At 60.3% G+C, this 23607-nt stretch carries 23 protein-coding genes and 1 tRNA gene; 19 read left to right on the plus strand and 5 right to left on the minus strand.

Features of this window, described 5'->3' with window-relative positions:
* Positions 1-46 precede the first annotated feature (46 nt).
* A complete protein-coding gene (locus tag BT179_RS14790) occupies positions 47-937 on the plus strand; it encodes an AraC family transcriptional regulator (RefSeq protein ID WP_072393292.1) in 891 nt (296 codons plus the stop codon).
* Positions 938-1120: 183 nt separating this feature from the next.
* Here the strand turns inward: BT179_RS14790 and BT179_RS14795 are convergent, their stop codons facing one another.
* The gene (locus tag BT179_RS14795; RefSeq protein WP_072431820.1) at positions 1121-2785 is read right to left on the minus strand and encodes an electron transfer flavoprotein-ubiquinone oxidoreductase; all 1665 of its coding nucleotides are present in this window, start codon (positions 2783-2785) and stop codon (positions 1121-1123) included.
* Between the two features lie 546 nt (positions 2786-3331).
* Between BT179_RS14795 and BT179_RS14800 the strand changes: the two genes are divergently transcribed.
* From BT179_RS14800 to BT179_RS14865, 14 genes are all read left to right on the plus strand, one after another.
* On the plus strand, positions 3332-4081 hold the full coding sequence (locus BT179_RS14800) for an electron transfer flavoprotein subunit beta/FixA family protein (RefSeq protein WP_039760104.1): 750 nt from the start codon (positions 3332-3334) through the stop codon (positions 4079-4081).
* A gap of 2 nt (positions 4082-4083) precedes the next feature.
* Positions 4084-5013 carry an electron transfer flavoprotein subunit alpha/FixB family protein gene (locus BT179_RS14805; RefSeq protein ID WP_072393286.1) on the plus strand — a complete coding sequence of 310 codons (930 nt, stop codon included), beginning with the start codon at positions 4084-4086 and terminating at the stop codon, positions 5011-5013.
* 86 nt (positions 5014-5099) lie between these two features.
* The gene (locus BT179_RS14810; RefSeq protein WP_072431821.1) at positions 5100-5924 is read left to right on the plus strand and encodes a substrate-binding periplasmic protein; all 825 of its coding nucleotides are present in this window, start codon (positions 5100-5102) and stop codon (positions 5922-5924) included.
* A gap of 9 nt (positions 5925-5933) precedes the next feature.
* A complete protein-coding gene (locus BT179_RS14815) occupies positions 5934-6293 on the plus strand; it encodes a DUF4398 domain-containing protein (protein WP_072393279.1) in 360 nt (119 codons plus the stop codon).
* On the plus strand, positions 6290-7099 hold the full coding sequence (locus BT179_RS14820; RefSeq protein ID WP_072431822.1) for an OmpA family protein: 810 nt from the start codon (positions 6290-6292) through the stop codon (positions 7097-7099). The genes BT179_RS14815 and BT179_RS14820 overlap by 4 nt, the downstream gene beginning before the upstream one ends.
* 197 nt (positions 7100-7296) lie before the next feature.
* On the plus strand, positions 7297-8739 hold the full coding sequence (locus BT179_RS14825; protein ID WP_072393273.1) for an aminotransferase-like domain-containing protein: 1443 nt from the start codon (positions 7297-7299) through the stop codon (positions 8737-8739).
* A gap of 98 nt (positions 8740-8837) precedes the next feature.
* Positions 8838-9311 (plus strand): translation initiation factor 2, encoded by a 474-nt coding sequence (locus BT179_RS14830; RefSeq protein ID WP_072393271.1) that lies wholly within the window; start codon positions 8838-8840, stop codon positions 9309-9311.
* A gap of 146 nt (positions 9312-9457) precedes the next feature.
* Positions 9458-9712 (plus strand): YkgJ family cysteine cluster protein, encoded by a 255-nt coding sequence (locus BT179_RS14835; protein WP_072393268.1) that lies wholly within the window; start codon positions 9458-9460, stop codon positions 9710-9712.
* 78 nt (positions 9713-9790) lie between these two features.
* The gene (locus BT179_RS14840) at positions 9791-10402 is read left to right on the plus strand and encodes an START domain-containing protein (RefSeq protein WP_072393265.1); all 612 of its coding nucleotides are present in this window, start codon (positions 9791-9793) and stop codon (positions 10400-10402) included.
* Positions 10403-10549: 147 nt separating this feature from the next.
* Entirely contained in the window at positions 10550-10786 is a 237-nt protein-coding gene (locus tag BT179_RS14845; protein ID WP_072393262.1) for a hypothetical protein, read from the plus strand.
* Between the two features lie 202 nt (positions 10787-10988).
* On the plus strand, positions 10989-11330 hold the full coding sequence (locus BT179_RS14850) for a ribonuclease E inhibitor RraB (protein WP_072393259.1): 342 nt from the start codon (positions 10989-10991) through the stop codon (positions 11328-11330).
* A gap of 194 nt (positions 11331-11524) precedes the next feature.
* A complete protein-coding gene (locus BT179_RS14855; protein ID WP_072431823.1) occupies positions 11525-12934 on the plus strand; it encodes a circularly permuted type 2 ATP-grasp protein in 1410 nt (469 codons plus the stop codon).
* Positions 12935-12961: 27 nt separating this feature from the next.
* On the plus strand, positions 12962-13912 hold the full coding sequence (locus BT179_RS14860) for an alpha-E domain-containing protein (protein WP_072431824.1): 951 nt from the start codon (positions 12962-12964) through the stop codon (positions 13910-13912).
* Entirely contained in the window at positions 13909-14712 is an 804-nt protein-coding gene (locus tag BT179_RS14865; RefSeq protein WP_072431825.1) for a transglutaminase family protein, read from the plus strand. The genes BT179_RS14860 and BT179_RS14865 overlap by 4 nt, the downstream gene beginning before the upstream one ends.
* A 4-nt stretch (positions 14713-14716) precedes the next feature.
* Here the strand turns inward: BT179_RS14865 and BT179_RS14870 are convergent, their stop codons facing one another.
* Entirely contained in the window at positions 14717-15544 is an 828-nt protein-coding gene (locus BT179_RS14870; RefSeq protein WP_072393246.1) for a c-type cytochrome, read from the minus strand.
* Between the two features lie 589 nt (positions 15545-16133).
* On the opposite strand from BT179_RS14870, the gene BT179_RS14875 reads away from it, so the two are divergent.
* From BT179_RS14875 to BT179_RS14885, 3 genes are all read left to right on the plus strand, one after another.
* The gene (locus BT179_RS14875; protein WP_072431826.1) at positions 16134-17339 is read left to right on the plus strand and encodes an acetyl-CoA C-acetyltransferase; all 1206 of its coding nucleotides are present in this window, start codon (positions 16134-16136) and stop codon (positions 17337-17339) included.
* A gap of 41 nt (positions 17340-17380) precedes the next feature.
* Positions 17381-19525 (plus strand): 3-hydroxyacyl-CoA dehydrogenase NAD-binding domain-containing protein, encoded by a 2145-nt coding sequence (locus BT179_RS14880; RefSeq protein ID WP_072431827.1) that lies wholly within the window; start codon positions 17381-17383, stop codon positions 19523-19525.
* Positions 19526-19611: 86 nt separating this feature from the next.
* Positions 19612-20331, plus strand: a complete 720-nt coding sequence (locus BT179_RS14885) for an amidotransferase (protein ID WP_072431828.1) — start codon at positions 19612-19614, stop codon at positions 20329-20331.
* A gap of 147 nt (positions 20332-20478) precedes the next feature.
* Here the strand turns inward: BT179_RS14885 and BT179_RS14890 are convergent, their stop codons facing one another.
* From BT179_RS14890 to BT179_RS14900, 3 genes are all read right to left on the minus strand, one after another.
* The gene (locus tag BT179_RS14890) at positions 20479-21450 is read right to left on the minus strand and encodes a magnesium and cobalt transport protein CorA (protein WP_072393234.1); all 972 of its coding nucleotides are present in this window, start codon (positions 21448-21450) and stop codon (positions 20479-20481) included.
* Positions 21451-21586: 136 nt separating this feature from the next.
* Positions 21587-22309 (minus strand): lysophospholipid acyltransferase family protein, encoded by a 723-nt coding sequence (locus BT179_RS14895; RefSeq protein WP_072431829.1) that lies wholly within the window; start codon positions 22307-22309, stop codon positions 21587-21589.
* 207 nt (positions 22310-22516) lie between these two features.
* On the minus strand, positions 22517-23206 hold the full coding sequence (locus tag BT179_RS14900) for a crotonase/enoyl-CoA hydratase family protein (protein ID WP_072393228.1): 690 nt from the start codon (positions 23204-23206) through the stop codon (positions 22517-22519).
* Positions 23207-23513: 307 nt separating this feature from the next.
* Here BT179_RS14900 and BT179_RS14905 point away from each other — a divergent pair.
* Positions 23514-23603, plus strand: a tRNA-Ser gene (locus tag BT179_RS14905).
* The last annotated feature ends 4 nt before the right edge of the window (positions 23604-23607 follow it).

Raw genomic sequence — 23607 nt, forward strand, 5'->3', positions numbered from 1 at the left:
AGACCTGCGATGATGTTCCCATCCCTTTTTGCGTGAAGTTCCTACCATGTTGTTGACCCGCCATCTCGATGCCAATGCGGCGCTGGTTTCACTGATCGAACCCCTGGCGACCCGTGACGGTTTCATCCCTACATCGCTGCCGGGTGTGCAAGTGCTGCGGTGCAGCCAGGACATCGCCCGGGGGCCGCAGCTCTATGAGCCAAGCCTGGTGATCATTGCCCAAGGCAGCAAACTGGCTTACCTGGGACCTCGCACAATGGAGTATGGCGCCGGGCACTACCTGATCCAGGCGTTGCCGGTGCCGTTCGAGTGCGAAACCTATGCCATGCCCGATGCTCCGTTGCTCGGGATTTCCGTGGCGATCGATCGGGCGATGCTGGGGGAACTGGTGCTGGCCATGGGTTTGACGCCGGGGCGAAGCCTGGCGGCGCAGACACCGGAATCCATGACCAGCGCCGCGCTCGATGGTGCGATGCGAGGGTGTGTCGAACGGCTGTTGCACTGTTTGCACGATCCGCTGGAGTGCCAGGTCATGGGCCAGGCGCGACTGCGGGAATTGCTGTTCGTCGCCTTGCGCGGGCCTCAGGCCGACGTATTGCGAGCGCTGGTGGAGCAGCATGGGCAATTCGCTCGGATTGCCGCGGCCCTGAGTCATCTGCATGCGCATTTCACCGAACCGCTGAACGTCGAGACACTGGCCAGTTGCGCCAACATGAGCGCTTCGACGTTTCATGAACATTTCAAGCGCAGCACCTTGCTCTCACCCGTGCAGTACCTCAAGCGTTTGCGTTTGCTGAAGGCGCAGCGGTTGCTACTGGTCGAGGGCATGGGCGTGGCGCAGGTCGCGCATCAGGTGGGCTATCAGAGCTCTTCGCAGTTCAGCCGGGAGTACAAGCGCTACTTCGAACACAGTCCCGCAGATGAGCGCGCCGCCTGAGCCAGTGATGTTCCCCTGGGGGAGCGAGCTTGCTCGCGATAGCGGCGGTTCAGTTTGCATCAAGGTTGAATGGGCTGCCGTCATCGCGAGCAAGCTCGCTCCCACATTGGGTTGTGGTGCTCCTTGGATGGCAGGCAACAAAAAGGCCCCCATTGCGGGAGCCTCGATGTCTTGCGTGCCAGCTTACATGTTCGGGTAAGTCGGACCGCCGGCGCCTTCCGGCGAGACCCAGGTGATGTTCTGCGCAGGATCCTTGATGTCACAGGTCTTGCAGTGCACGCAGTTCTGGGCGTTGATCTGGAAGCGCTTCTCGCCGTCCTCCTTGGTCACCACTTCGTACACGCCGGCCGGGCAGTAACGCTGCGCCGGTTCGTCGTACAGCGGCAGGTTCTTGCTGATCGGAATGCTCGGGTCGGTCAGCTTGAGGTGGCAGGGTTGTTCTTCCTCATGGTTGGTACCGGAGATGAACACCGAGCTGAGTTTATCGAAGCTGATCTTGCCGTCCGGTTTCGGATAGTCGATCTTCTTGCAGTCTGCCGCCAGTTTCAGGCAGGCGTAGTCGGGCTTGTTGTCATGCAGGGTGAACGGCAGCTTGCCGCCGAAGATGTTCTGGTCGAGCCAGTTGAAGCCGCCGCCGATGATGGCGCCGTACTTGTGGATCGCCGCGCCGAAATTGCGGCTGGCGAACAGTTCTTCGTACAGCCAGCTGCTCTTGAAGCTGTCGACGTAGGCGGTCAGTTCATCACCGCCTTCGGACTCGGCGAACAGGCGATCGGCCACCGCCTCGGCAGCGAGCATGCCGGATTTCATGGCGGTATGGCTGCCCTTGATCTTGGCGAAGTTCAGGGTGCCGAGGTCGCAACCGATCAAAGCGCCGCCCTTGAAGACCATTTTCGGCAGCGAATTCAGGCCGCCCTTGCAGATGGCACGGGCACCGTAGCTGACACGCTTGCCGCCTTCCAGGTATTGCTTGAGCACGGGATGGTGCTTGAGGCGCTGGAACTCGTCGAACGGCGACAGGAACGTGTTGCTGTAGGACAGGTCGACGATCAGGCCCACCACCACCTGGTTGTTTTCCAGGTGATAAAGGAACGAACCACCGGTGTTTTCGGTACCCATGATGTCCAGCGGCCAGCCGGCGGTGTGTACCACCAGGCCGGGTTGATGCTTGGCCGGGTCGATTTCCCAGATTTCCTTCAAGCCGATGCCGTAGTGCTGCGCATCGGCGTCGCTGTCCAGGTTGAAGCGCTTGATCAGTTGCTTGCCGATATGACCACGGCAGCCTTCGGCGAACAGTGTGTACTTGCCGCGCAGTTCCATGCCGGGCGTATAGAGGCCTTCCTTCGGATGGCCTTCGCGGTCGACACCCAGGTCACCGGTGATGATCCCGCGAACCACGCCGTTCTCGTCGAACAATGCTTCCTGGGCGGCGAAGCCTGGATAGATTTCCACGCCCAGGTTCTCGGCCTGCTGGGCCAGCCAGCGGCACAGGTTGCCCAGGGAAATAATATAGTTGCCTTCGTTGTGCATGGTCTTGGGCACAAAGAAGTCAGGGATTTTGCTCGCGGTGTCGGCGTTTCTCAGGACATAAATGTCATCGCGCTTGACGGGCGTGTTCAATGGCGCGCCCAGCTCTTTCCAATCCGGGAACAGCTCGTTCAGGGCGCGGGGCTCGAACACCGCACCGGAGAGGATGTGCGCGCCAACTTCAGAGCCTTTTTCCACCACGCAGACGCTGATTTCCTTACCGGCTTCGGTGGCCTTCTGTTTCAGTCGGCAAGCGGCAGACAGGCCAGCGGGGCCGGCACCGACGATGACCACGTCGAATTCCATGTATTCGCGTTCCACAGGCTATCTCCTACTCAAGGCTCAGCGGTTTTTTCTAATTGGAGGTTGGCGTTGCATCCATTGTTTCCTTCATCGGTAGGACGAAAGCGACAATGGATGAATCGCGGCGCTCTCTTTGAGCGGCGCATTATATCTACACCACTCTCAGCGTCCAATACAAACGTTTGTTTGAAATCGCTGGAAGCCAGATAAATCACTGACGTGCGGCTTATGGCTGGACATTTTGCCGTATTGACCGGAATAGGCGTTCCGGTCAAGATACGGTCGGTTTTGCGCTCGCCGTAGGCTGACTGTTGGTTTCAAGAGCACCTCTAAAGACAGGGCGAAGGCAGCACAAAGTGACTGGATTGCGTGTTCGGATGCGCAGTTTACACGCCGCGATAATGAATGACTCATCGGTCACCACTGACGAACGGTCATCACTCCCGTGAGCAAGGTCATGTGTGGTTCATGCCGGCGTTTTTAGAGGTGCCCTTGCGCCCATGAGCATCAACCGCCAGGTTCGCCTAGGCGACTTTCTTTTCACCGGAGAGTAACGAGGAATCCATGAAGGTTCTTGTAGCTGTCAAACGAGTGGTCGACTATAACGTCAAGGTTCGCGTCAAGGCGGACAACTCCGGCGTCGACCTCGCCAACGTCAAGATGTCGATGAACCCTTTCTGCGAAATCGCCGTAGAAGAAGCCGTGCGCCTGAAAGAAAAAGGCGTGGCGACTGAGATCGTCGTTGTCTCCATCGGTCCGACCACTGCCCAGGAGCAACTGCGCACCGCGCTGGCGCTGGGTGCCGATCGCGCCATCCTCGTCGAATCCGCCGAAGACCTGACCTCCCTGGCCGTGGCCAAGCTGCTCAAGGCCGTCGTCGATAAGGAACAGCCACAGCTGGTGATCCTCGGCAAGCAGGCCATCGACAGCGACAACAACCAGACCGGCCAGATGCTTGCTGCACTGAGCGGCTACGGTCAGGGCACCTTCGCGTCGAAAGTCGAAGTGTCCGGCGACAGCGTTGCCGTGACCCGTGAAATCGATGGCGGTGCGCAGACCGTTTCCCTGAAGCTGCCGGCCATCGTCACCACCGACCTGCGTTTGAACGAGCCGCGTTATGCGTCCCTGCCAAACATCATGAAAGCCAAGAAGAAGCCTCTCGAGACGCTGACTCCGGACGCTTTGGGCGTTTCCACCGCCTCCACCAACAAGACCCTGAAAGTCGAAGCGCCGGCTGCACGCAGCGCGGGCATCAAGGTCAAGTCGGTGGCTGAACTGGTCGAGAAACTGAAAAACGAAGCGAAGGTAATCTAACGATGACTATCTTGGTAATCGCCGAACACGACAACAAAGCGCTGGCTCCTGCCACGCTGAACACCGTTGCTGCCGCTGCCAAAATCGGTGGCGATGTGCACGTCCTGGTGGCCGGTCAGGGCGCAGGCGCCGTTGCCGAAGCCGCTGCGAAAATCGCTGGCGTGAGCAAGGTCCTGAACGCTGACAATGCCGCTTACGCGCACCAGCTGCCGGAAAACGTCGCTCCGCTGGTGACCGAGTTGGGCAAGGGCTACAGCCACATCCTGGCAGCCGCGACCTCCAACGGTAAAAACATCTTGCCGCGCGTCGCCGCTGCCCTGGATGTCGACCAGATCTCCGAGATCATCTCGGTAGAAAGCGCCGATACCTTCAAGCGTCCGATCTACGCCGGTAACGCCATTGCCACCGTGCAATCGAACGCCTCGGTCAAGGTCATTACCGTTCGCGCCACCGGTTTCGACCCGGTTGCCGCCGAAGGTGGCTCGGCTGCCATCGAAGCCGTGGGCGCCGCCCATGACGCCGGTATCTCCAGCTTCGTCAACGAAGAGCTGGCCAAGTCCGATCGTCCGGAACTGACCGCTGCCAAGATCGTCGTTTCCGGCGGCCGTGGCATGCAGAACGGCGACAACTTCAAGCACCTGTACGCCCTGGCCGACAAGCTGGGCGCTGCCGTCGGCGCTTCCCGCGCGGCGGTCGACGCAGGTTTCGTACCCAACGACATGCAGGTCGGCCAGACCGGCAAGATCGTTGCGCCACAGCTGTACATCGCCGTCGGTATTTCCGGCGCGATCCAGCACCTGGCCGGCATGAAGGACTCCAAGGTGATCGTTGCGATCAACAAGGACGAAGAGGCGCCGATCTTCCAGGTGGCCGATTATGGCCTGGTGGCGGACCTGTTCGAGGCCGTTCCAGAGTTGGAGAAGCTGGTCTGATCCGGCATCTTCACTTATAAAGAACCCGGCCGGTTGGCCGGGTTTTTTATTTCTGCATCGTGTGTTTGCAAGGGGAGCGTATCGTCATGGAGCTTCATCGTCTGGCTGGCTGGTCGCTGGCATGGTTGCTGACAGGTGCACCGGCCCTGTCCGTTGCGGCCGGCAAGTGTGAGCGACTGATCGCCACCGGCAGCCCGGATGCGCCACCCTACCTCTGGCAGGACCCTCAGGAACCCAAGCACCTCATCGGTGCCGGCGCCGACCTGCTGACGAAAGTGGCGGGTGAGTTGGGTATCAAGGTCGAACTGCTCTACGCCGGCAAGCGGGCCCAGGCGCTGGAGGAAGTGCGCAGCGGCCGCATGGACCTGCTCACCGATGCCCCGCTGACCACGGCCGGGCTCGATTCGCTCGATTACATCCACCCGCCGTTGCTGGAGAACGATTACCTGGTCTGGACCCGCAAGGATTCGCCACTCATCGCCGAGCGCCCCGAAGACCTCCACGGCCACACCGGGGCGTTGTCGGAAAAGGCGCGCATGACCCAGGCATTCGGTATGTTCGCAGAGCAGCAATTGTCCCTGGTACGCACCTCCAACTTGACCCAGGCCTTTCAGAAATTGCTGCTTGGAGAGGTCGAGTATGTCCTGGCGGGGCGCTATTCGGGCTTGGCGATGGCGCAGACGTTGGGCATGGCTCAAGACCTCCAGGCCATGCCGCAACCGGTGGATAAACCGGGGCTGTTCCTGGCGGTTTCCCATGACTCGGCCTGCAATGACCCATGGCTACGCGGACAGCTGGCGCAAAAGATGACAGAATTGGCCGCGTCCGGCCTGGCGGAGTCTGTATTGCAACGCAATCTCGAGCGCTGGAACACACAGTTGCAGTCATCTGCCAGCGCCTCAAAACAGTAGGGAACATTAGTGACTATTCGACCTCTTTTCGCTGCCCTGGCCGTTCTGGCTCTGGCGGGCTGCGCAGCCGATCCGGCGCCGAATGAACAGATCCGCCTGACCGAACAGGCGTTGGAGCAAGCCCGGGCAGTGGGTGCCACCGCCGACGAAGTGCCAGAGCTGAAACTTGCCGAAGAAAAGTTCGCCCGGGCCAAGAGCAACATGGCTGACGAATCGTACAAGAAGGCGCGCATGCGCGCCGAGCAGGCCGAGCTGGATGCGCGCCTGGCGGAAGCGAAGGTGCTGACGCTCAAGAGCCAGGAGCAATTGAACGTGCTCAACACCCGCATTGCACGCCTGCGCAAGCAATTGAGGGAGGATGCCCAATGAAGCTCTCCCATGTGATGGGCAGCCTGGTCCTGCTGGGGCTGGCCAGTCTGTATGGCTGCGCGGGGCAGCGCAGCGAGGCAGCACTGGAAAAAGCCAGTGACGACTTCCAGAAGGTCAAGGAAGACTCCAACGTGCTGCGTGCCGCGCCCAAGGACGTGATACGCGCCGGTGAATCACTGGCCCGTGCCGATCGGCTTTCCACATACTGGGGCAGTGGCGAGGACGTCTTGCATTACGGCTACCTCAGCCAGCGCTACAGCGAAATTGCCCGGGAACACACCAACCAGGTGCTCAACGAAGAGCGCGCGGCGAAACTCGAACTGGAGCGCCAGCGCCTGCAGTTGGCCTTGCGAGAGTCCAAGTTGCTCAGCGTCCAGCAGCAAGGCAAATGGCTCGAAGAGCAGATCAAGGAAATGGCGACCATCCAGACCGATCGCGGCCTGGTGATGACCCTCGGTGATGTCTTGTTCGACACCGGCGAAGCTGAACTCAAGAGCTCGGCCAACCGGGTAGTGCTCAAGATCGTGCAATTCCTGCAGCTCAATCCCAAGCGCGTGGTGCGCATCGAAGGGTATACCGACAGCACCGGAGGCAAGCAGGAGAACCTCAAGCTCTCCCGCGACCGCGCGCAGTCGGTGGCGGACGTGCTGGTGGATCTGGGTATCGATGAAAAACGCATCCAGGTCGAGGGCTACGGCGATCAGTTTCCGGTGGATGTGAACGCTACCGAACGAGGGCGGGCGCAGAACCGTCGTGTTGAAATCGTCTTTTCCGACGAAAAGGGCCAGCTCGGCGCCGCCCGCTGAAACTTGCCTGATCCAAAAACCCGGCCCCCTGCAAAGGCGCCGGGTTTTTGCTTTCTGAACCTGCCATCATGAGTACAGTTGGGGCTATCAACCCACTGTACTGTCGAGTAATCTGGCAACTGTCCCAGTACACTTCTAAACTGTTCCGGTATCGTTTCCGACAAGAATAAAATGCCCGTGAAATCGAGTGCTGCGCCATGACCAATCTCTTGCTCTATCAACGTATTGCACAGCAACTGGCTGAAGACATCCGGCGTGGTGTGTATCAGCCCGGTGAACGCGTGCCTTCGGTGCGCAAGATGAGCTCACAGCTCAACGTCAGCCACGCGACGGTGTTGCAGGCCTACGCGAACCTCGAGGACCAGGGGCTGATTCGGGCGCGGCCGCAATCGGGCTATTACGTGCACCAGACCCCTGCGCTCACGGCGTCGACCCCGGATATCGCCCGGGTGGAGCGCCCGGGCCTGGTGACCCGCAGCAGCATCATCCAGCAGGTGCTGGTGGAGTCGCGACGCGAAGGAGTGTTTCCCCTGGGGGCGGCGGTGCCGAGCGTCGATTACCTGCCAGTCCGAGCGCTGCATCAGCAGTTGGCCAAGGTCACGCGCTTCCACAGTCCGCGGGCGTTCAGCTACATGTTCAGCCCGGGTTTCGAGCCGTTGCGGCGTCAGGTGGCGATCCGCATGCGCGATGCCGGCGTGGTGGTGGATCCCTCCGAAGTCGTGATCACCCACGGCTGTGTCGATGCGCTGCAGATGTCCTTGCGAGTACTGACCCGCCCGGGAGACCTGATTGCCGCCGAGTCACCCACCTACTATGGCTTGTTGCAACTGGCGGATCTGTTGGGGCTCAAGGTCATCGAGATTCCCAGCGATCCGGTGACCGGCATGAGCCTGGAAGCCCTTCAACTGGCGGCCAACCAATGGTCGATCAAGGCATTGGTACTGACCACGCGCTTGAGCAACCCTCTTGGCGGGACCATGCCGGAAGAGCGGCAGAAACAGCTGTTGCGCCTGGCATCGGACTTCGACATCCAGATCGTCGAGGACGATATCTATGGCGAGTTGATGTTCGAGCAGGGCCGTACCAAGGCGCTCAAGGCCTATGATCGGCTGGACCGAGTCATCTACTGTTCGAGCTTCTCCAAGACATTGTCACCGGGCGTGCGCATTGGCTGGATGATCGCCGGTAAATTCCAGCAGGAAATCCAGCGGCTCCAGACCTTCAGTACCCACTCGGCCTGCAGCGTCACCCAGATGGGCATTGCGGCCTATCTGGAAAATGGCGGCTATGACCGGCACCTGCGCTATATCCGCCAGGAATACCGCAAGAATCTCAGCGCCTTCCAATTGGCGGTGCAGCAGCATTTCCCCGAGGGTACGCAGATGAGCCGCCCCACCGGGGGCTTCATCCTGTGGGTCAGCCTTCCGGGGCGGGTCAATACCCAGGAACTGCATGTCCGTGCGCTGCAACAGGGCATCAGCATCGCACCGGGGTTGATCTTCAGTAATACCGAGCAGTTCAACCACTGCATCCGCCTGAACTGTGGCATCCCCTGGAATCGCGAGGCGGAACGGGCCTTGATGACGCTGGGGCTGCTGGCCACTCAGTTGTGCCAGGAGACGGCCGGCGGGTTCTTTTAGAAAATCCGCTTGAAGATCAGGACCTTGGATTGATGTGCTTGTCAGCGCCCCATTATCGGGCGAGCATGGGTACCTCTGTCGTAGCTGCCATTGTATTTATGAAAGTCATTGCTCCTGCCGCCTGGGTTCTGATCGGCCTGCTGACCGCCTTCCATGCCGAAGGCGTTCTGGCTGCGCCAGCGCAGGAGAAACCGGCCGCCAGCGCCACGAACAACGTGTCCAAAAAAACAGTGGCGGCGAAAAAGGCTCCTGCCAAAAAAGCGGTCTCCCCGAAGAAGAAACGACCGCCCATTGCCTCCAAGACCAAGTCGGCCCGGGAAATCGCCAAGACTCCCCTGCCTGCGGCCAGACTGGACCTGAGCCTGCCTCATGAAATGGTCGAGGAGCTGGAGCCGCCGGGAAAAGCCCCTTTGCCCAAACGTGAGCCGCTGCTGCCGTCGATGTTTGGAGAGAAGCCTGGTCCGTTCCAGCTCAACGGTCGTCTGCTGAGCAACGAAATGCAGCTTCCGCTGCGTAATCAGGAACGCAACGAGGTTGAAGGGGCCGCGTTGGACTTCGAATTCAAACAGTGAAACCTGATGGCCATCGAGCCGTCGCTGACTGTCCGGTCGTCTGCATTGAGCGAAAAAACGCGTTCACGGCAATTTAAAACGAGCGTTTTAGCCGTTACTCTGTGTTGCGTTATGAATCCGTTACCTGTCGTGAGGATGTCGACGTCATGAAATGCCGTGAAGGCTGTGGCGCCTGTTGCATTGCCCCTTCCATCAGTTCGTCGATCCCTGGCATGCCCCATGGCAAGCCTGCCGGCGAACGTTGCGTGCAGCTGTCAGTCGATAACCTGTGCCAGATCTTCGGGCAGCCGGAACGTCCGGCGGTCTGCTCGGGATTCGCGGCCGACATCGAGGTTTGCGGCAGCAGTCGTGAAGAAGCCATTCGATTGCTCGGATGGTGGGAACAAGTCACCGCAGCGTAACGGGTCGACGGACGGGTCCTGGCGATTCGTTCCGATGACAAAACTCAATGAACGGACTTCGACAATAAGGAAAACACTATGGGTTCGCTGCATCGTATGGCTGTGTCGTGTGGTCTGGTCGTTCTGTTGGCGACGGCAAGCGCCCAGGCCGAAGACTGGAAAGTCGCCAAGGAGCAGGACGGCATCAAGGTTTCCCTCAGTGAAGTGGCCGGCTCCAAATACAAGGCCTACCGTGGCGTCACCGTCATGAACACCACGGTGGACAAACTACGCGCCCTGCAGGAAGACGTTCCCGGGGCCTGTGCCTGGATCCACGAGTGCAAGAAGCAGGAACTGATCAAGCACGAAGGCGACAAGAGCTGGACCTACACCCAGTTCAACACGCCGTGGCCTGTCACGTCACGGGACTCGGTGCTGGAAGTCACCACTGTAAACGGTGCCGATGGAAGCCTGACCCGTAACCTCAAGGGTGTGCCAACCTATCGGCCAGAAGAAAAGGGGTTCGTGCGGGTGACCCAGGTCGACGGGTTCTGGAAGTTGACGCCCAAGGGCCCGGGCCAGGTCGAAGTGGTCTATCAGGTCCATACCGAGCCAGGTGGGGATGTACCGTCCTGGCTGGCCAACAAGTTCGTGGTGGATGCGCCATTCAATACGTTGAAAGCCCTGAAAAAGCTTGCCGAAGAGAAGTAATCGGCGAGATTGTCTGCAAACAGCATCGACAGACCGCCGCGAGGCGGTCTTTTCATCTGTACCGCCCAGTACCCGGCGGAACGATCATTCAGCCTTCAGGGTCGAGATAGAGGTAAGCCCGACGATGAATTGATCGAGGAGACACCAATGCGCAAGTGGGAGATCACTTTCGTTGATGATCACGGCGAAGCCATCGCCGAGCAGTTCGACCATGACCAGGAACCCACTATGGAGCAGGCAGCTCAGCTGATTCGTGAAAGATTGCTCCCGGTGTCCGCCAAGCTGGATCTCAATGACCTGGAAGGAAGGACAGAAGATCCCACGGTGAAGAATCTCAAGTCCCAGCACAGCATCGAAATCATCAGTATTAAACCGATTTCATGAAATCGTGGCCTGGCCCCGCTTGGCAGTGGCCATGACTTGCGACTACTCTGCAAACGAGATCAGCGAAGAGATCGCTAAGGTCTGGTCTTGTCAGCTACATGCTTGTGTCCCGACGGTCAGTTGATGCCGTGTTGCACGCAATCCCCGGATTGCCTGCGCGGGAAGACGGAAAGTCTATCCATCGATTTGAGGAGGACGTTTCATGAGCACAGCCTATCAAGAAGACATCAGCACCCGTGTGTTGCGCCGCATGAAAGAAGGCGGGTTCGATTTTTCACAATTCCATCCCATCGAGTTCTACGCCATCTTCCCGGATGAGGAGCGGGCGCGCAGGGCGGCGGGTCAATTTCGGGGTGAGTCCCTGAATGCACAGATCAGTCCACGGGATGACGGTGGCTGGTCACTGGAACTGAGTCGGGTGATGTACGCCACCTACGATGACATCGGGGACTTCGAGCAAGACTTCGAAGCGGTTGTGGAGCCCTTGGGCGGTGTCATCGAGGGTTGGGGCGTCAAGCAGGAAATCCGGCGCTTCCAGGCCTGAGGATTCATCCGCGACAACTGACAACGGCTGGCCTTTGGGCCGGCCGTTTTTCGTTTTGTACCCAACTGTATCCGGGACGGGCCGGGTTCTTTTTCCATGTCTATGCTCAGGGGAGCGAAGCTCCTGCGCCGCAACGAACCAGCGGTGCAGGAGAGGGCCGCGATGCCTTGATGTCGGATGACAGGGAGAACGGCATGAGCCGCGCCGGTTTTGATGAAATGTACGATGCCGAGGGTCAGGTTCGCCCGCATTACCGGGCGTTTGCCCATTGGCTGGCGTCAGCGCCGGAGGAGCTCCTGGCCCAGCGGCGGCGCGAAGCCGATCTGTTGTTTCATCGTGCGGGAATTACCTTCACGCTCTACGGCGATGAGCAGGGAACGGAGCGCCTGATTCCCTTCGACACGATTCCGCGCAGCATTCCCGCCAGCGAATGGCGAGTCGTCGAGCGTGGCTGCGTCCAACGGGTCCGGGCGCTGAACATGTTCCTGGCCGACCTCTACCATGAGCAACGGATCATCCGTGCCGGCATCATCCCGGCCGAACAGGTGTTGGCCAACGAACAATATCAGCTGGCGATGCAAGGCCTGGATCTGCATCGTGACGTCTATGCCCACATCTGCGGTATCGATCTCGTACGCGATGGGGATGGCACGTACTACGTACTCGAGGACAATCTTCGTACGCCCAGTGGCGTGAGCTATATGCTGGAAGACCGCAAGATGATGATGCGGCTGTTCCCCGAACTGTTCGCGGCCCAGCGCATCGCCCCCATCGACCATTATCCCAACCTGCTGCTCGATACCCTGAGAAGCGCCAGCGCGCTGGAAGATCCCAGCGTCGTGGTGCTCACGCCGGGGCGTTTCAACAGTGCATTCTTCGAGCATGCATTCCTGGCCCGGGAAATGGGCGTGGAGCTGGTGGAAGGCGCGGACCTGTTCGTACGCGATGACAAGGTGTTCATGCGTACCACCGACGGGCCGAAAGCGGTGGATGTGATCTACCGGCGCCTTGACGATGCGTACCTCGATCCGCTGGCCTTCAATCCGGAGTCGATGCTCGGCGTGCCGGGGATCCTGTCCTCCTACCGCTCCGGCAACGTGGTGCTGGCCAATGCCATCGGTACCGGCGTGGCGGACGACAAGTCGGTGTACCCGTTCGTCACCGATATGATCCGTTTCTACCTGGATGAAGAACCGGTCCTGAAGAACGTTCCCACCTGGCAGTGTCGTGATCCTGTCCATCTGTCCCATGTACTGGCGCACCTTCCAGACCTGGTGGTCAAGGAAACCCAAGGTTCCGGTGGGTATGGAATGCTGGTGGGGCCTACTTCGACGAAGGCCCAGATCGACGCATTCCGGGAGCGGATCAAGGCCAGGCCGCATGCGTATATCGCCCAGCCGACGCTATCGCTTTCCACCTGCCCGACTTTCGTCGAGAACGGTATCGCACCGCGACACATCGATTTGCGACCGTTCGTGTTGTCCGGCCACGAAACCCGGGTAGTGCCCGGTGGCCTGACCCGCGTAGCGCTTCGCGAAGGATCGCTGGTGGTCAATTCGTCCCAGGGTGGTGGTACCAAGGACACCTGGGTGGTCGAGCAATGAGGGAGCTACGATGCCAGGAAGCCTGCCATGTTGAGTAGAACCGCCTCGGACCTTTACTGGATGTCACGTTACCTGGAGCGGGCGGAAAATCTCGCCCGGATGCTCGACGTCAGTTATTCGCTGTCCTTGATGCCCCAGGACGGTCATGGCGATGGCCTGCACGAGTTGGCCATGCCCTTGCTGATCACCGGTACGCTGGATGACTACCGGGAGCGACACGGCGATCTGCATGCCGAGCGATTGCTGCATTTCTTCGCCCTGGAGGCCGCCAACCCCGCCAGTATCTACAGTTGCCTCGGGGCGGCTCGGGCCAGCGCCCATGCGGTGCGTGGGCGAATTACCGCCGACATGTGGGAAAACATCAATGCCACCTGGCTGGATATCCGCGATATTGCCGGGCAGGGCCTGGGGCGTTACGGGCTGAGCCGTTTCTGTGAATGGATCAAGGAGAGGTCCCACCTGTTTCGGGGGGCAACCTATGGCACCGTCATGCGCAACGATGCGTTCAGGTTCATCCGCCTGGGCACGTTTATCGAAAGGGCCGACAACACCCTGCGTCTGCTCGATGCCCGCTATGAGATGGCCGGCGACCAGGCTGACGCCGTCAGCGACGGCACGGCCCATGCGTATTATCAGTGGAGCGCGCTGTTGCGTGCCCTGTCTTCCTTCGAAGCCTATACCGAGATCTACCGCGATGCCCCCGGAGCCCGCCATGTGGCCGAGTTGCTGCTGTTGCGTGCCGATGTGCCGCGCTCGCTGCGCGCCTGCACCGAGGAAATCGACCAGATCCTGGCCAGCCTGCCAGGGACCAATGGGCGGCCGGCGCAACGCCTGGCGGCGCAGATGGATGCACGCCTGCGCTATACCGGTATCCATGAAATCCTTGATGGAGGTCTGCATGCCTGGCTCACGGAGTTCATCCCGAGGGTCCGCGAGCTGGGCGACGCGATCCACCGTTCCTACCTGGAGGTCATATGAGACTCTCGATCAGCCACGAAACGGCCTACCACTATGAACATCAGGTTCGCGCCAGCATCCAGTACCTGCGCCTCACGCCCCACGACAGCGAACGCCAGCATGTGCTGAGCTGGAAGCTCGACCTGCCTCGACCGGTGCGTTCCCAGCTGGATCCGTTCGGCAATATTCTCCATGTGCTCACCCTGGACGAGCCCCACGAAACCATCATCATTGGTGCACGCGGCCAGGTCGATATCGATCCCTTGCATGAGGCCGAGCATGAGCAACGCTCGGCGCTACCGTTCCTGCGGTTCACCCGGCTGACCGAAGCGGACGAGGCCTTGCGTGACTTCGCCCATGAGCAGTGCGGGCAACGGCGTGACCGCGTGGCACTGATCGACCTGATGCACGGGCTGAACCGGCACATCGCGTATACCCCGGGCTCGACCGAGGTCGAGACCCGCGCGGCACAGGCGTTCGCCGGCCGCAGCGGGGTGTGCCAGGATCATACCCACGCCTTCCTGGCCTGCGCCCGCAGTCTGGGCGTGCCGGCGCGCTATGTGTCTGGCTATGTGTACAGCGACGGCTGCGAGCACCTGGCCAGTCATGCCTGGGCCGAAGCCTGGCTCGACGACGCCTGGTACAGCTTCGATGTCACGCACCAACTGGCCCGCCCGGAGCGACACTTGAAACTGGCCGTAGGCCTGGATTACCTCGACGCCTGCCCGGTACGGGGCATGCGTCGCGATGGCGGTTGCGAGCAGATGCGGGCCCGGGTGGTCGTGACGCCGGCTACGGTGGTTGCCTGGCAGGAACAATGATGCCTCATGGACTCGGCAGCTGTTTGCGTCCGGCCATGTGCTTCAGATAACCCACCAACAGGTCCAGTTCCGAATCCGGCAACACCGCTGCGGAGAACCCTGGCATCTTCCCTTGGGGCCAGCGGCGCAGGCTCTGGGGATCGCGGATGTAGCGTTTGAGGAAGTCCCCCGAGAAGTATTCGGTGGGATTGAAGGGAATATTCAGGTCCGGACCGAACTGTGCGTCGCCCGCGCCATTGAGGCGGTGACACGCCAGGCAGTTTTTCTGGAACAGCTCGAAGCCTTTGTTGACCGGATCGTCCTTGGCCAGGGTAGGCGCCGGCAGCAGGGCAGGGAAGCGTTCGGCTACCGCTGGCAGGCGCTTGATGCTCGCCACCGCGTAGGGCCATTGCTCGGGGCTGATATGGCCCGCCTGCGGATCGGTCCAGACCAGGTAGAAAGGCCCGGCGCTGTGCTTGCCTTCACCCAGTGGAGGCCATGGCGCGGCCGGATCCTCTATCGCCAGCCAGGCGCGTGCGCCGCTCTTGTTCAACAAGGGCGCAGCGGGCAATTCGGCGGCGAAGCCATCCAGTGCCACGGCTTGCAGATGATCGTCCGGCTGGATGCCGGTCAACAACTCCGTCAGCGGCACGGCGCGGTAGGTCATCGGTTTCTTGTAGGAGACGTCCTCGGCGATTTGTACGGTCCGGGCTTGCGGATGCTTGAGCAGTTCTTCGGTTTGCCAGGTGCGTGTATTCGCGCCCAGTTCCAGCGTCAGCTGGGCGGCGTACAGGGGCGTGCCGAGCAGCAACGCCCCGAGCATGATGAGAGCCTTCAATGGATCGCCTTCCATGTCGAGTGGGGTGCCGCAAGGTTGGCACAGCCACTGCGGCCCGAACAACGAGCCTGTCGCTTTTTTTAGCGAGAAACACAGTATCGAGGCAACTGCCCGCGTACGGATTCAGCCGATCATCTTGGGGATATTCGGCAGAATCAACAGCAGCGTCGTGGCGAAGAGAATGAGTCCGGCTTGACGAACTTTCGTATGTTTGAACATGGCTGACCCGCCTTTTTTGTTATTTCCTGAGCCAGCCTGCATAACTCCATGACGGCTGGCGTTGCACTTCCTGTCTGACAAGCGCCTCGGCAAAACCCGACGACTCTCTTGTACAAGGATTACATTAGGGGCCGCAGCCGGCTTGGCTTAGATCCAATTAGTATCAGTTTTTAACCACTAGTTATCAAAACGCTATGAGGCCTATTGCCATCTACCTGAAGGACCTTTTGCTAGACAGTTCGCTCTCCTGAAACGGTTAACCCGATAGCACGCTACCGTTCGTCTGACCGTCGTCGTCAACGCTGTTGAGCGCTGTGGTCATTGAATCCCCTGCCGCTGGGCTTATGGTTGGAGGCCTTGCATACAACTGCGGTTCGAGGGTGTCATGACCGAGGCTTTGATTTTCGACGCGTTGCGCACGCCCCGTGGCAAGGGCAAGGCTGACGGTGCCTTGTACAGCGTCAAGCCGGTGAGTTTGGTGAGTGGGCTGCTCAATGCCCTGCAGCAGCGCATGGACCTGGATACCGGCCAGGTGGATGACATCGTGCTCGGGTGTGTGACACCGGTGGGCGACCAGGGCGCCGACATCGCCAAGACCGCCGCCGTGGTGGCAGGCTGGGATATCAGTGTCGCGGGCATGCAGCTCAACCGGTTCTGTGCCTCGGGCCTGGAAGCGGTGAACCTGGCGGCGATGAAAGTGCGCTCCGGGTTCGAAGACCTGGTGGTGGCCGGTGGCGTCGAATCCATGTCCCGGGTGCCCATGGGCAGCGACGGCGGGGCCTGGGCGCTGGATCCGCAGTCCAACCTGTCGGGGCATTTCATACCCCAGGGCATTGGCGCCGACCTGATTGCCACCCTGGAAGGTTTCAGCCGGGAGGATGTCGACCGCTATGCACTGCATTCCCAGCACAAGGCTGCGCGAGCCAGGGCGGACGGTTCGTTCGATCGATCCCTGGTGACGGTGCGGGACCAGAACGGCCTGGCGCTGCTGGATCAGGATGAATTCATTCGCGCCGACTCGACCCTTGAGGGTCTTGGCAAGCTCAAGCCGAGTTTCGAGGCCATGGGCCAGATGGGATTCGATGCCACCGCACTCAGGGTCTACAGCCATGTCGAGCGGATCGATCATGTGCATACGCCGGGCAACAGCTCCGGGATCGTCGATGGCGCGGCGCTGATGCTGGTCGGCTCCGAAGCCAAGGGGCGGGCCCTGGGCTTGCAACCCCGTGCACGGATCGTCGCCACGGCCATCACCAGCACCGACCCGACCATCATGCTCACCGGTCCCGCGCCAGCTACCCGCAAGGCCTTGGCCAAGGCCGGCTTGCGGGTGCAGGACATCGACCTTTTCGAGGTCAACGAAGCGTTTGCCTCGGTGGTGCTCAAATTCATCAAGGACATGGCCATCGATCCGACGAAGGTCAACGTCAACGGCGGTTCCATTGCCCTGGGCCATCCCTTGGGGGCGACGGGGTGCGCGATCCTCGGCACCTTGCTCGACGAACTGGAGGCGCGTCGCCTGCGTTATGGCCTGGCGACCCTGTGCGTCGGTGGTGGCATGGGCATCGCCACGGTGATCGAGCGTCTCTGAGCCCGTCTTCAAGGAACCGTATTTTTTTAGGAACGCTATCGATGACCGATGCCATACGTTACGAAACAGGCCCCGACCGGATTGTCGTCCTGACCCTGGATATGCCGGGCCAGAGTGCCAACACCATGAATGCGGTGTACCGCGAGGCCATGGCCGCCTGCATCGCCCGACTGAGTGCTGAAAAGGACCGCATAGCCGGGGTGGTCATCACGTCCGCCAAGAAAACCTTCTTCGCTGGCGGCGATCTCAACGAACTGGTCAAGGTCGGCAAGGACCAGGCCAAGGCGTTCTACGACATGATCCTGGCTCTCAAGGCGCAACTGCGCGCCCTGGAAACGTTGGGCAGGCCGGTGGTGGCCGCTATCAACGGCGCGGCCCTGGGCGGTGGCTGGGAGCTCTGCCTGGCCTGTCATCACCGTGTGGCGCTGGACGATCCATCCGTGCAGATCGGTCTGCCGGAGGTCACCCTCGGCCTGCTGCCGGGCGGTGGCGGGGTGGTGCGGATGGTGCGTCTGCTTGGCTTGGAGAAAGCCTTGCCGTATCTGTTGGAGGGTAAGAGGGTCACCGCTCGGCAAGCCTTGCAGGTTGGGTTGATCGATGAGCTGGCAGGCGACCGTGACGAGTTGCTGGCCAAGGCTCGCGCCTGGATACTCGCCAATCCGAATGTGCTCCAGCCCTGGGATTTGAAGGGGTATCGGATTCCGGGGGGCACGCCATCCGACCCGGGCATGGCGCAGATGCTGGCGATTGCACCTTCGATTCTGCGCAACAAGACCCAGGGTTGCCTGCCGGCGCCGGAGAAAATCCTTTGTGCAGCGGTGGAGGGCGCACAGGTGAGCTTCGACGCTGCGCACTTGATCGAAACCCGCTATTTCACCGAACTGACCACCGGCCAGGTGGCAAAGAACCTGATCGGTACCTTCTGGTTCCAGCTCAACGAGATCAAGGCCGGACGCTCCCGTCCGCAAGGCTTTGCGCCGTTCTCGACAAAAAAAGTCGGCGTGCTGGGAGCCGGTATGATGGGCGCCGGTATTGCCGGTGTCTGCACCCAGGCCAACATCGAGGTGGTCCTCAAGGACATCGACCTGACCGCGGCAGAGAAGGGCAAGGCTCGTCTGGCGGCTTTGCTCGACAGCAAGGTCGACCGCGGGCAGATCAGCGCGCAACAACACGAAGCCACGCTGGCGCGGATTCATGCCACTGACCGCGATGCCGACCTCGCCGGCTGCGACCTGATCATTGAAGCGGTGTTCGAAGATCGCGCCCTGAAGGCCAGGGTCTCGGCCGCCGCCCAGGCTCTGGCAGGGCACGACGCCGTGATTGCCTCCAACACTTCGACATTGCCTATCACCGGCCTGGCGACGGCGGTACCGGACCCGACGAAGTTCATCGGCCTGCACTTTTTCAGCCCGGTGGAAAAAATGCCCCTGGTGGAAATCATCAAGGGCGCCGGTACCAGTGATGAAACCCTGGCGCGCAGTTTCGATTTCGTCCTGCAGATACACAAGACGCCGATTGTGGTCAACGACAGTCGCGGCTTCTTCACATCACGGGTCTTCGGTACCTTCGCCCAGGAAGGCATCGCCATGCTCGGCGAGGGCGTGAGTGCGCCCATGATCGAGACCGAAGCACGCAAGGCCGGCATGCCGGTCGGCCCCTTGGCGGTTTCTGATGAAGTTTCCCTCAGCCTGATGAGTCATATTCGCGCCCAGACCCTTCAGGATCTGGAGGCGGAAGGGAAAGCCCCCATCGAGCATCCCGCGTTCGCGGTAATCGATTGGCTGCTCAATGAATGCAAGCGCCCAGGCAAGGCCGCTGGAGCGGGTTTCTACGAATACCCGGCCAGCGGGCCGAAGCACTTGTGGCCGGGACTCAAGATGCATTTCGAGGAGGCGGGCAGGCGGATTTCAGCGCAGGATATCCGTGACCGCTTGCTGTTCATCCAGGCCCTGGAGACGGTGCGTTGTGTGGAAGAGGGCGTGCTCACTTCGACGGCCGATGCCAACGTCGGCTCGATTTTTGGCATAGGCTTCGCGCCATGGACCGGCGGCGCGTTGCAGTTCATCAACCAGTACGGCCTGAAGGATTTCATTGCTCGCGCCCAGTATCTGTCCGAGCAATATGGCGAGCGTTTCGCTCCGCCGGCCCTGTTGCTGGAAAAGGCCGCGAAGCAGGAGCTGTTCTGACGACGAGGAAGGGCTTGCCTTGGAACAGTGTTTCGAGGCAGGCTCTTGGGTGTGCAATATTCCCATCACCGTGTCAGGTATTTTTTATGTCGCTACGCATCTGCATCTTGGAGACCGATATCCTGCGTCCGGAATTGGCCGATCAATATCAGGGCTACGGGCAGATGTTCCAGCGCCTGTTCTCGCAGCAGCCCATCGAGGCGCAATTCGTCGTCTACAACGTGATGCAAGGCCATTACCCCAGCGATGACGAGCGTTTCGATGCCTATCTCGTGACGGGCAGCAAGGCTGACTCCTTTGGCACCGATCCGTGGATTCAAACCCTCAAGGCCTTCCTGCTGGATCGCTACAAGCGGGGCGATAAATTGCTGGGCGTCTGTTTCGGGCATCAGTTGCTGGCGCTGTTGCTTGGCGGCAAGACCGAGCGCGCGACCCAGGGCTGGGGCGTAGGCACCCATCGCTACAAATTGGCAGCCAAGGCGCCATGGATGAGCCCGGTGATGGAAGAGCTGACCTTGCTGATCAGCCACCAGGACCAGGTCACCCAGCTTCCGGAAAACGCCACGGTCATTGCCTCCAGCGATTTCTGCCCGTTCGCCGCCTACCACATCGACGATCAGGTGTTGTGTTTCCAGGGCCATCCTGAATTCATCCACGACTATTCCCGGGCGTTGTTGGATATTCGCCAGGAACACCTGGGCGAAAAGGTCTACAGCCAGGGTGTGGCAAGCCTCGAACAGGAGCACCACGGCACGACCGTGGCGGAATGGATGATGCGTTTTGTCGCCCATAAGCCCCAGGGGTAAGCGTCGCAGGAAGGGTAGTCGGAGGGCGGGCTTGTCTGGAGAAGGGGCGGCCTGTCCGTTATCGATGCCGACTGACCGGGCAGCATTGCGCAACGCCCTGCACCATGGCTTCGGGCGTCATCCAGGAAATCCTGCCTTTGGACCGCTCTACAACCACCCCGATCGCTTGAAGCTCGCCCAGAGCCCGGTGCACCCCACCGCGATCACTCCCAGCACCATGAAGTAGCCGTAATGCCAGGTCAGCTCTGGCATGTTCTCGAAGTTCATCCCGTAGATACCGGCCACCGCCGTGGGAAATGCGAGGATCGCGGCCCACGCTGCGAATTTGCGCTGCACCACGCTCTGGCGCGACGCTTCGAGCAATACCCCGACCTCGATGGTCTGGCTGGCGATATCCGCCAGGGTGGTCAGGTCTTCCATCTGCCGCGTGACATGGATCTGCACATCGCGGAAGTAAGGACGCATGTTCTTGTCGATGAAAGGAAAGCTCAGTCTCTGCAGTTCTTCACTGATTTCCACCATCGGCGCCGCGTAGCGACGCAGCCGTAAGACGTCCCGTCGCAAGCCATGGAGTTTCTGGATGTCCCGTTCGTTCAGGGCGCTGCACAGGACATGTTGTTCCAGCTCATCGATCTCGGCATGAATGGCTTCGCCCACTGGCTGGTAGTTCTCGATCACGAAGTCGAGGATGGCATAAAGAACGAAGTCTTCCCCATGCTCCAGCAGCAGAGGACGGGCCTCGCAGCGTTGTCGCACGTAGGCGTAGGACGCCGAGTGGCCGTTACGGGCGGTGATGATGTATCCATTGCCAGCGAAGATATGGGTCTCGATGAACTGCAGCTTGCCGTCCTTGCGTACCGGCGAATACGTCACAATGAACAGCGCATCGCCGAAGGTCTCCAGCTTCGGGCGGCTGTGCTTCTCCATGGCGTCTTCGATCGCCAGTTCATGCAGGTTGAACTGGCGCTGCAGGTTGGTCAGTTCCTCGTTATTGGGCTCCTCGAGGCCGATCCATACGAAATGATCGGGTTTGGCGGCCCACGTGCTGCCTTCATCGAGGGTGATATTGGTGACTTTCTTACCGGCGCTGTAGACCGCAGCGGCAACGACTCTACCCATGGTGGTGGTTCACTTTTCTTGGAAATGGCAGTGACAGGCTATGCGATGCGCAGCTTAGCGCGCCCTGATGCTTGAGAGTCAGCAAAATCCGCCAAGTTCGCCGGCAAAAGAAAACCCGCCGTGGGGCGGGTTTCGTTCAGGATTTGCAGATCTGTCGATCCATCGACTCGATGCATTCATGCATCTGCTCACGGCATTGGTTCATGAGCCGGGGCATGTCTTCCATGCTCAGCCCGGCTGTAGGAATTGCTGGCAATGAGCGTATGAGAATGTCACCGCTGCGCCAGCGATTGAGGCGCATGTGGTTGACGTAGTTGCTGACGCACACCGGGACAATCGGTACCCCGGCGGCGATCGCCATCTGGAAGGCGCCTTTCTTGAATGGCAGCAACTCATGGCCAAGATTGCGCGTACCCTCCGGGAATACCCAGATGGACGTATCTTCATGCTGCAACGTGTGGGTGGTGGTCAGCATCGCCCGGCGTGCCTTGATCGCGTTGCCCCGGTCGATCAGCACGTTACCCGCCAGCCAGAACAGTTGCCCGAACAACGGCACCCATTTCAGACTCTTCTTGCCGATGCACACGGTGCGCCGCGGCACCACGCTGCCGAAGACGAACAGGTCATAGTTGGACTGATGATTGGCAATGATCACGCAGCTCCGAGGCTTGTTCGCCAGCGTATCCACCCCGGCCTTGAGCCGCAGGCCCAGGATCCACATCGCGGGCCAGGCATACAGCCGGGCGCATAAACGGCTGTTGTCCGGATTGAACGGTCGGCAGACGCCAAGGATCAGGCCGAGCACACCCGCGAGGATAAAGTGCAGGCCCAGCAACAACATACGCAGTACGAACAACATCTACAGGCCCATCGGGACAAAGGTGGCGCAGTGTACGGATGTGCACTGTTTTCGGCAATTACTGCCCTGCAGGAAGGAGATGGGCGATGTTCGACGGCGTGCCCACGGATGGACGCGTCAGAAGCAGGCTAGAGCGGCCGGGGATTTTTAAACGCAACATGAAAAAGCCCGACACGTGGGCCGGGCTTCGATTCGCGGGTGTAGATGTCAAACCTGGAAATCCTGGTCCAGCAGAATGGCACTGTCCAACGTGTCCAGCAGAGCCTTGCGCACTTTCAACTTGGTCTGCTTGTGGGCGTTCATGTTGATTTTCTTCAACTGACGTGCCGCTTCCAGCGCAGCCCCTTGCAGCTCTTCGGCCGATACCACCTTGTCGAGGAAGCCGGCATCCACCGCTGTCTGTGGATTGAACATCTCGCCGTTGATCACCGAGCGATGGAAGGCAGACTTGCGCAGGCGATCACGGGCCAGTTCGATTCCGGCGTGGTGCATGGTCATGCCGATCTGCACCTCGTTCAGGCCGATGCTGAAAGGCCCGTCCACGCCGATGCGGTAGTCCACCGAAAGCAGCAGGAAAGCGCCCTTGGCCACTGCATGGCCCGGGCACGCGACGATGACGGGGAAGGGGTGTGACAACAGGCGACGGGCAAGGGTCGAGCCCGCCGTGACCAGGCTCACCGCTTCCTTGGGGCCGGCAGTCATCACCTTCAAGTCGTAGCCGCCCGACAGAATGCCCGGTTGGCCGGTAATGATCACCACCGCCCGATCCGCCACTGCCCGATCCAGCGCAACGTTGAATGCGGTAATCACATCCGGCGAAATGGCGTTGACCTTGCCGTTGTTCAAGGTCAGGGTCGCGATACCGTCTTCGAGATGGTAGGCAATCAGATCGCTCATGACGCTATTCCTTGTAAGAGAAGTGATGCAGACGTTACCCACCACCGCAGGTCAGGTAAAGCGCCGTGACTGACTCACCGGTCAGCTGCCGGACCTCCTAAACAGCCTGCTCCACCCAATCGGCCGCGCTGGGGGCCATCACATCGCGTACAGACCGACCCAAAGATTGTCCGGTTTGCCATGTCCGCTGGATTTCAAATTGTCGTCCATCTTAAGCGCATGAAAATTCTCAAAAAAACCTTTGCCATCAGGAAAGCTTTCGACTACATTAGCGCGCCTCGACAGACTGAACAGTTTGCCGAGACACGGTGAAGTGTCCGAGTGGCTTAAGGAGCACGCCTGGAAAGTGTGTATACAGGAAACTGTATCGAGAGTTCGAATCTCTCCTTCACCGCCAAATT

The organism is Pseudomonas sp. NFACC43 (assembly GCF_900119645.1).
GTDB lineage: Bacteria > Pseudomonadota > Gammaproteobacteria > Pseudomonadales > Pseudomonadaceae > Aquipseudomonas.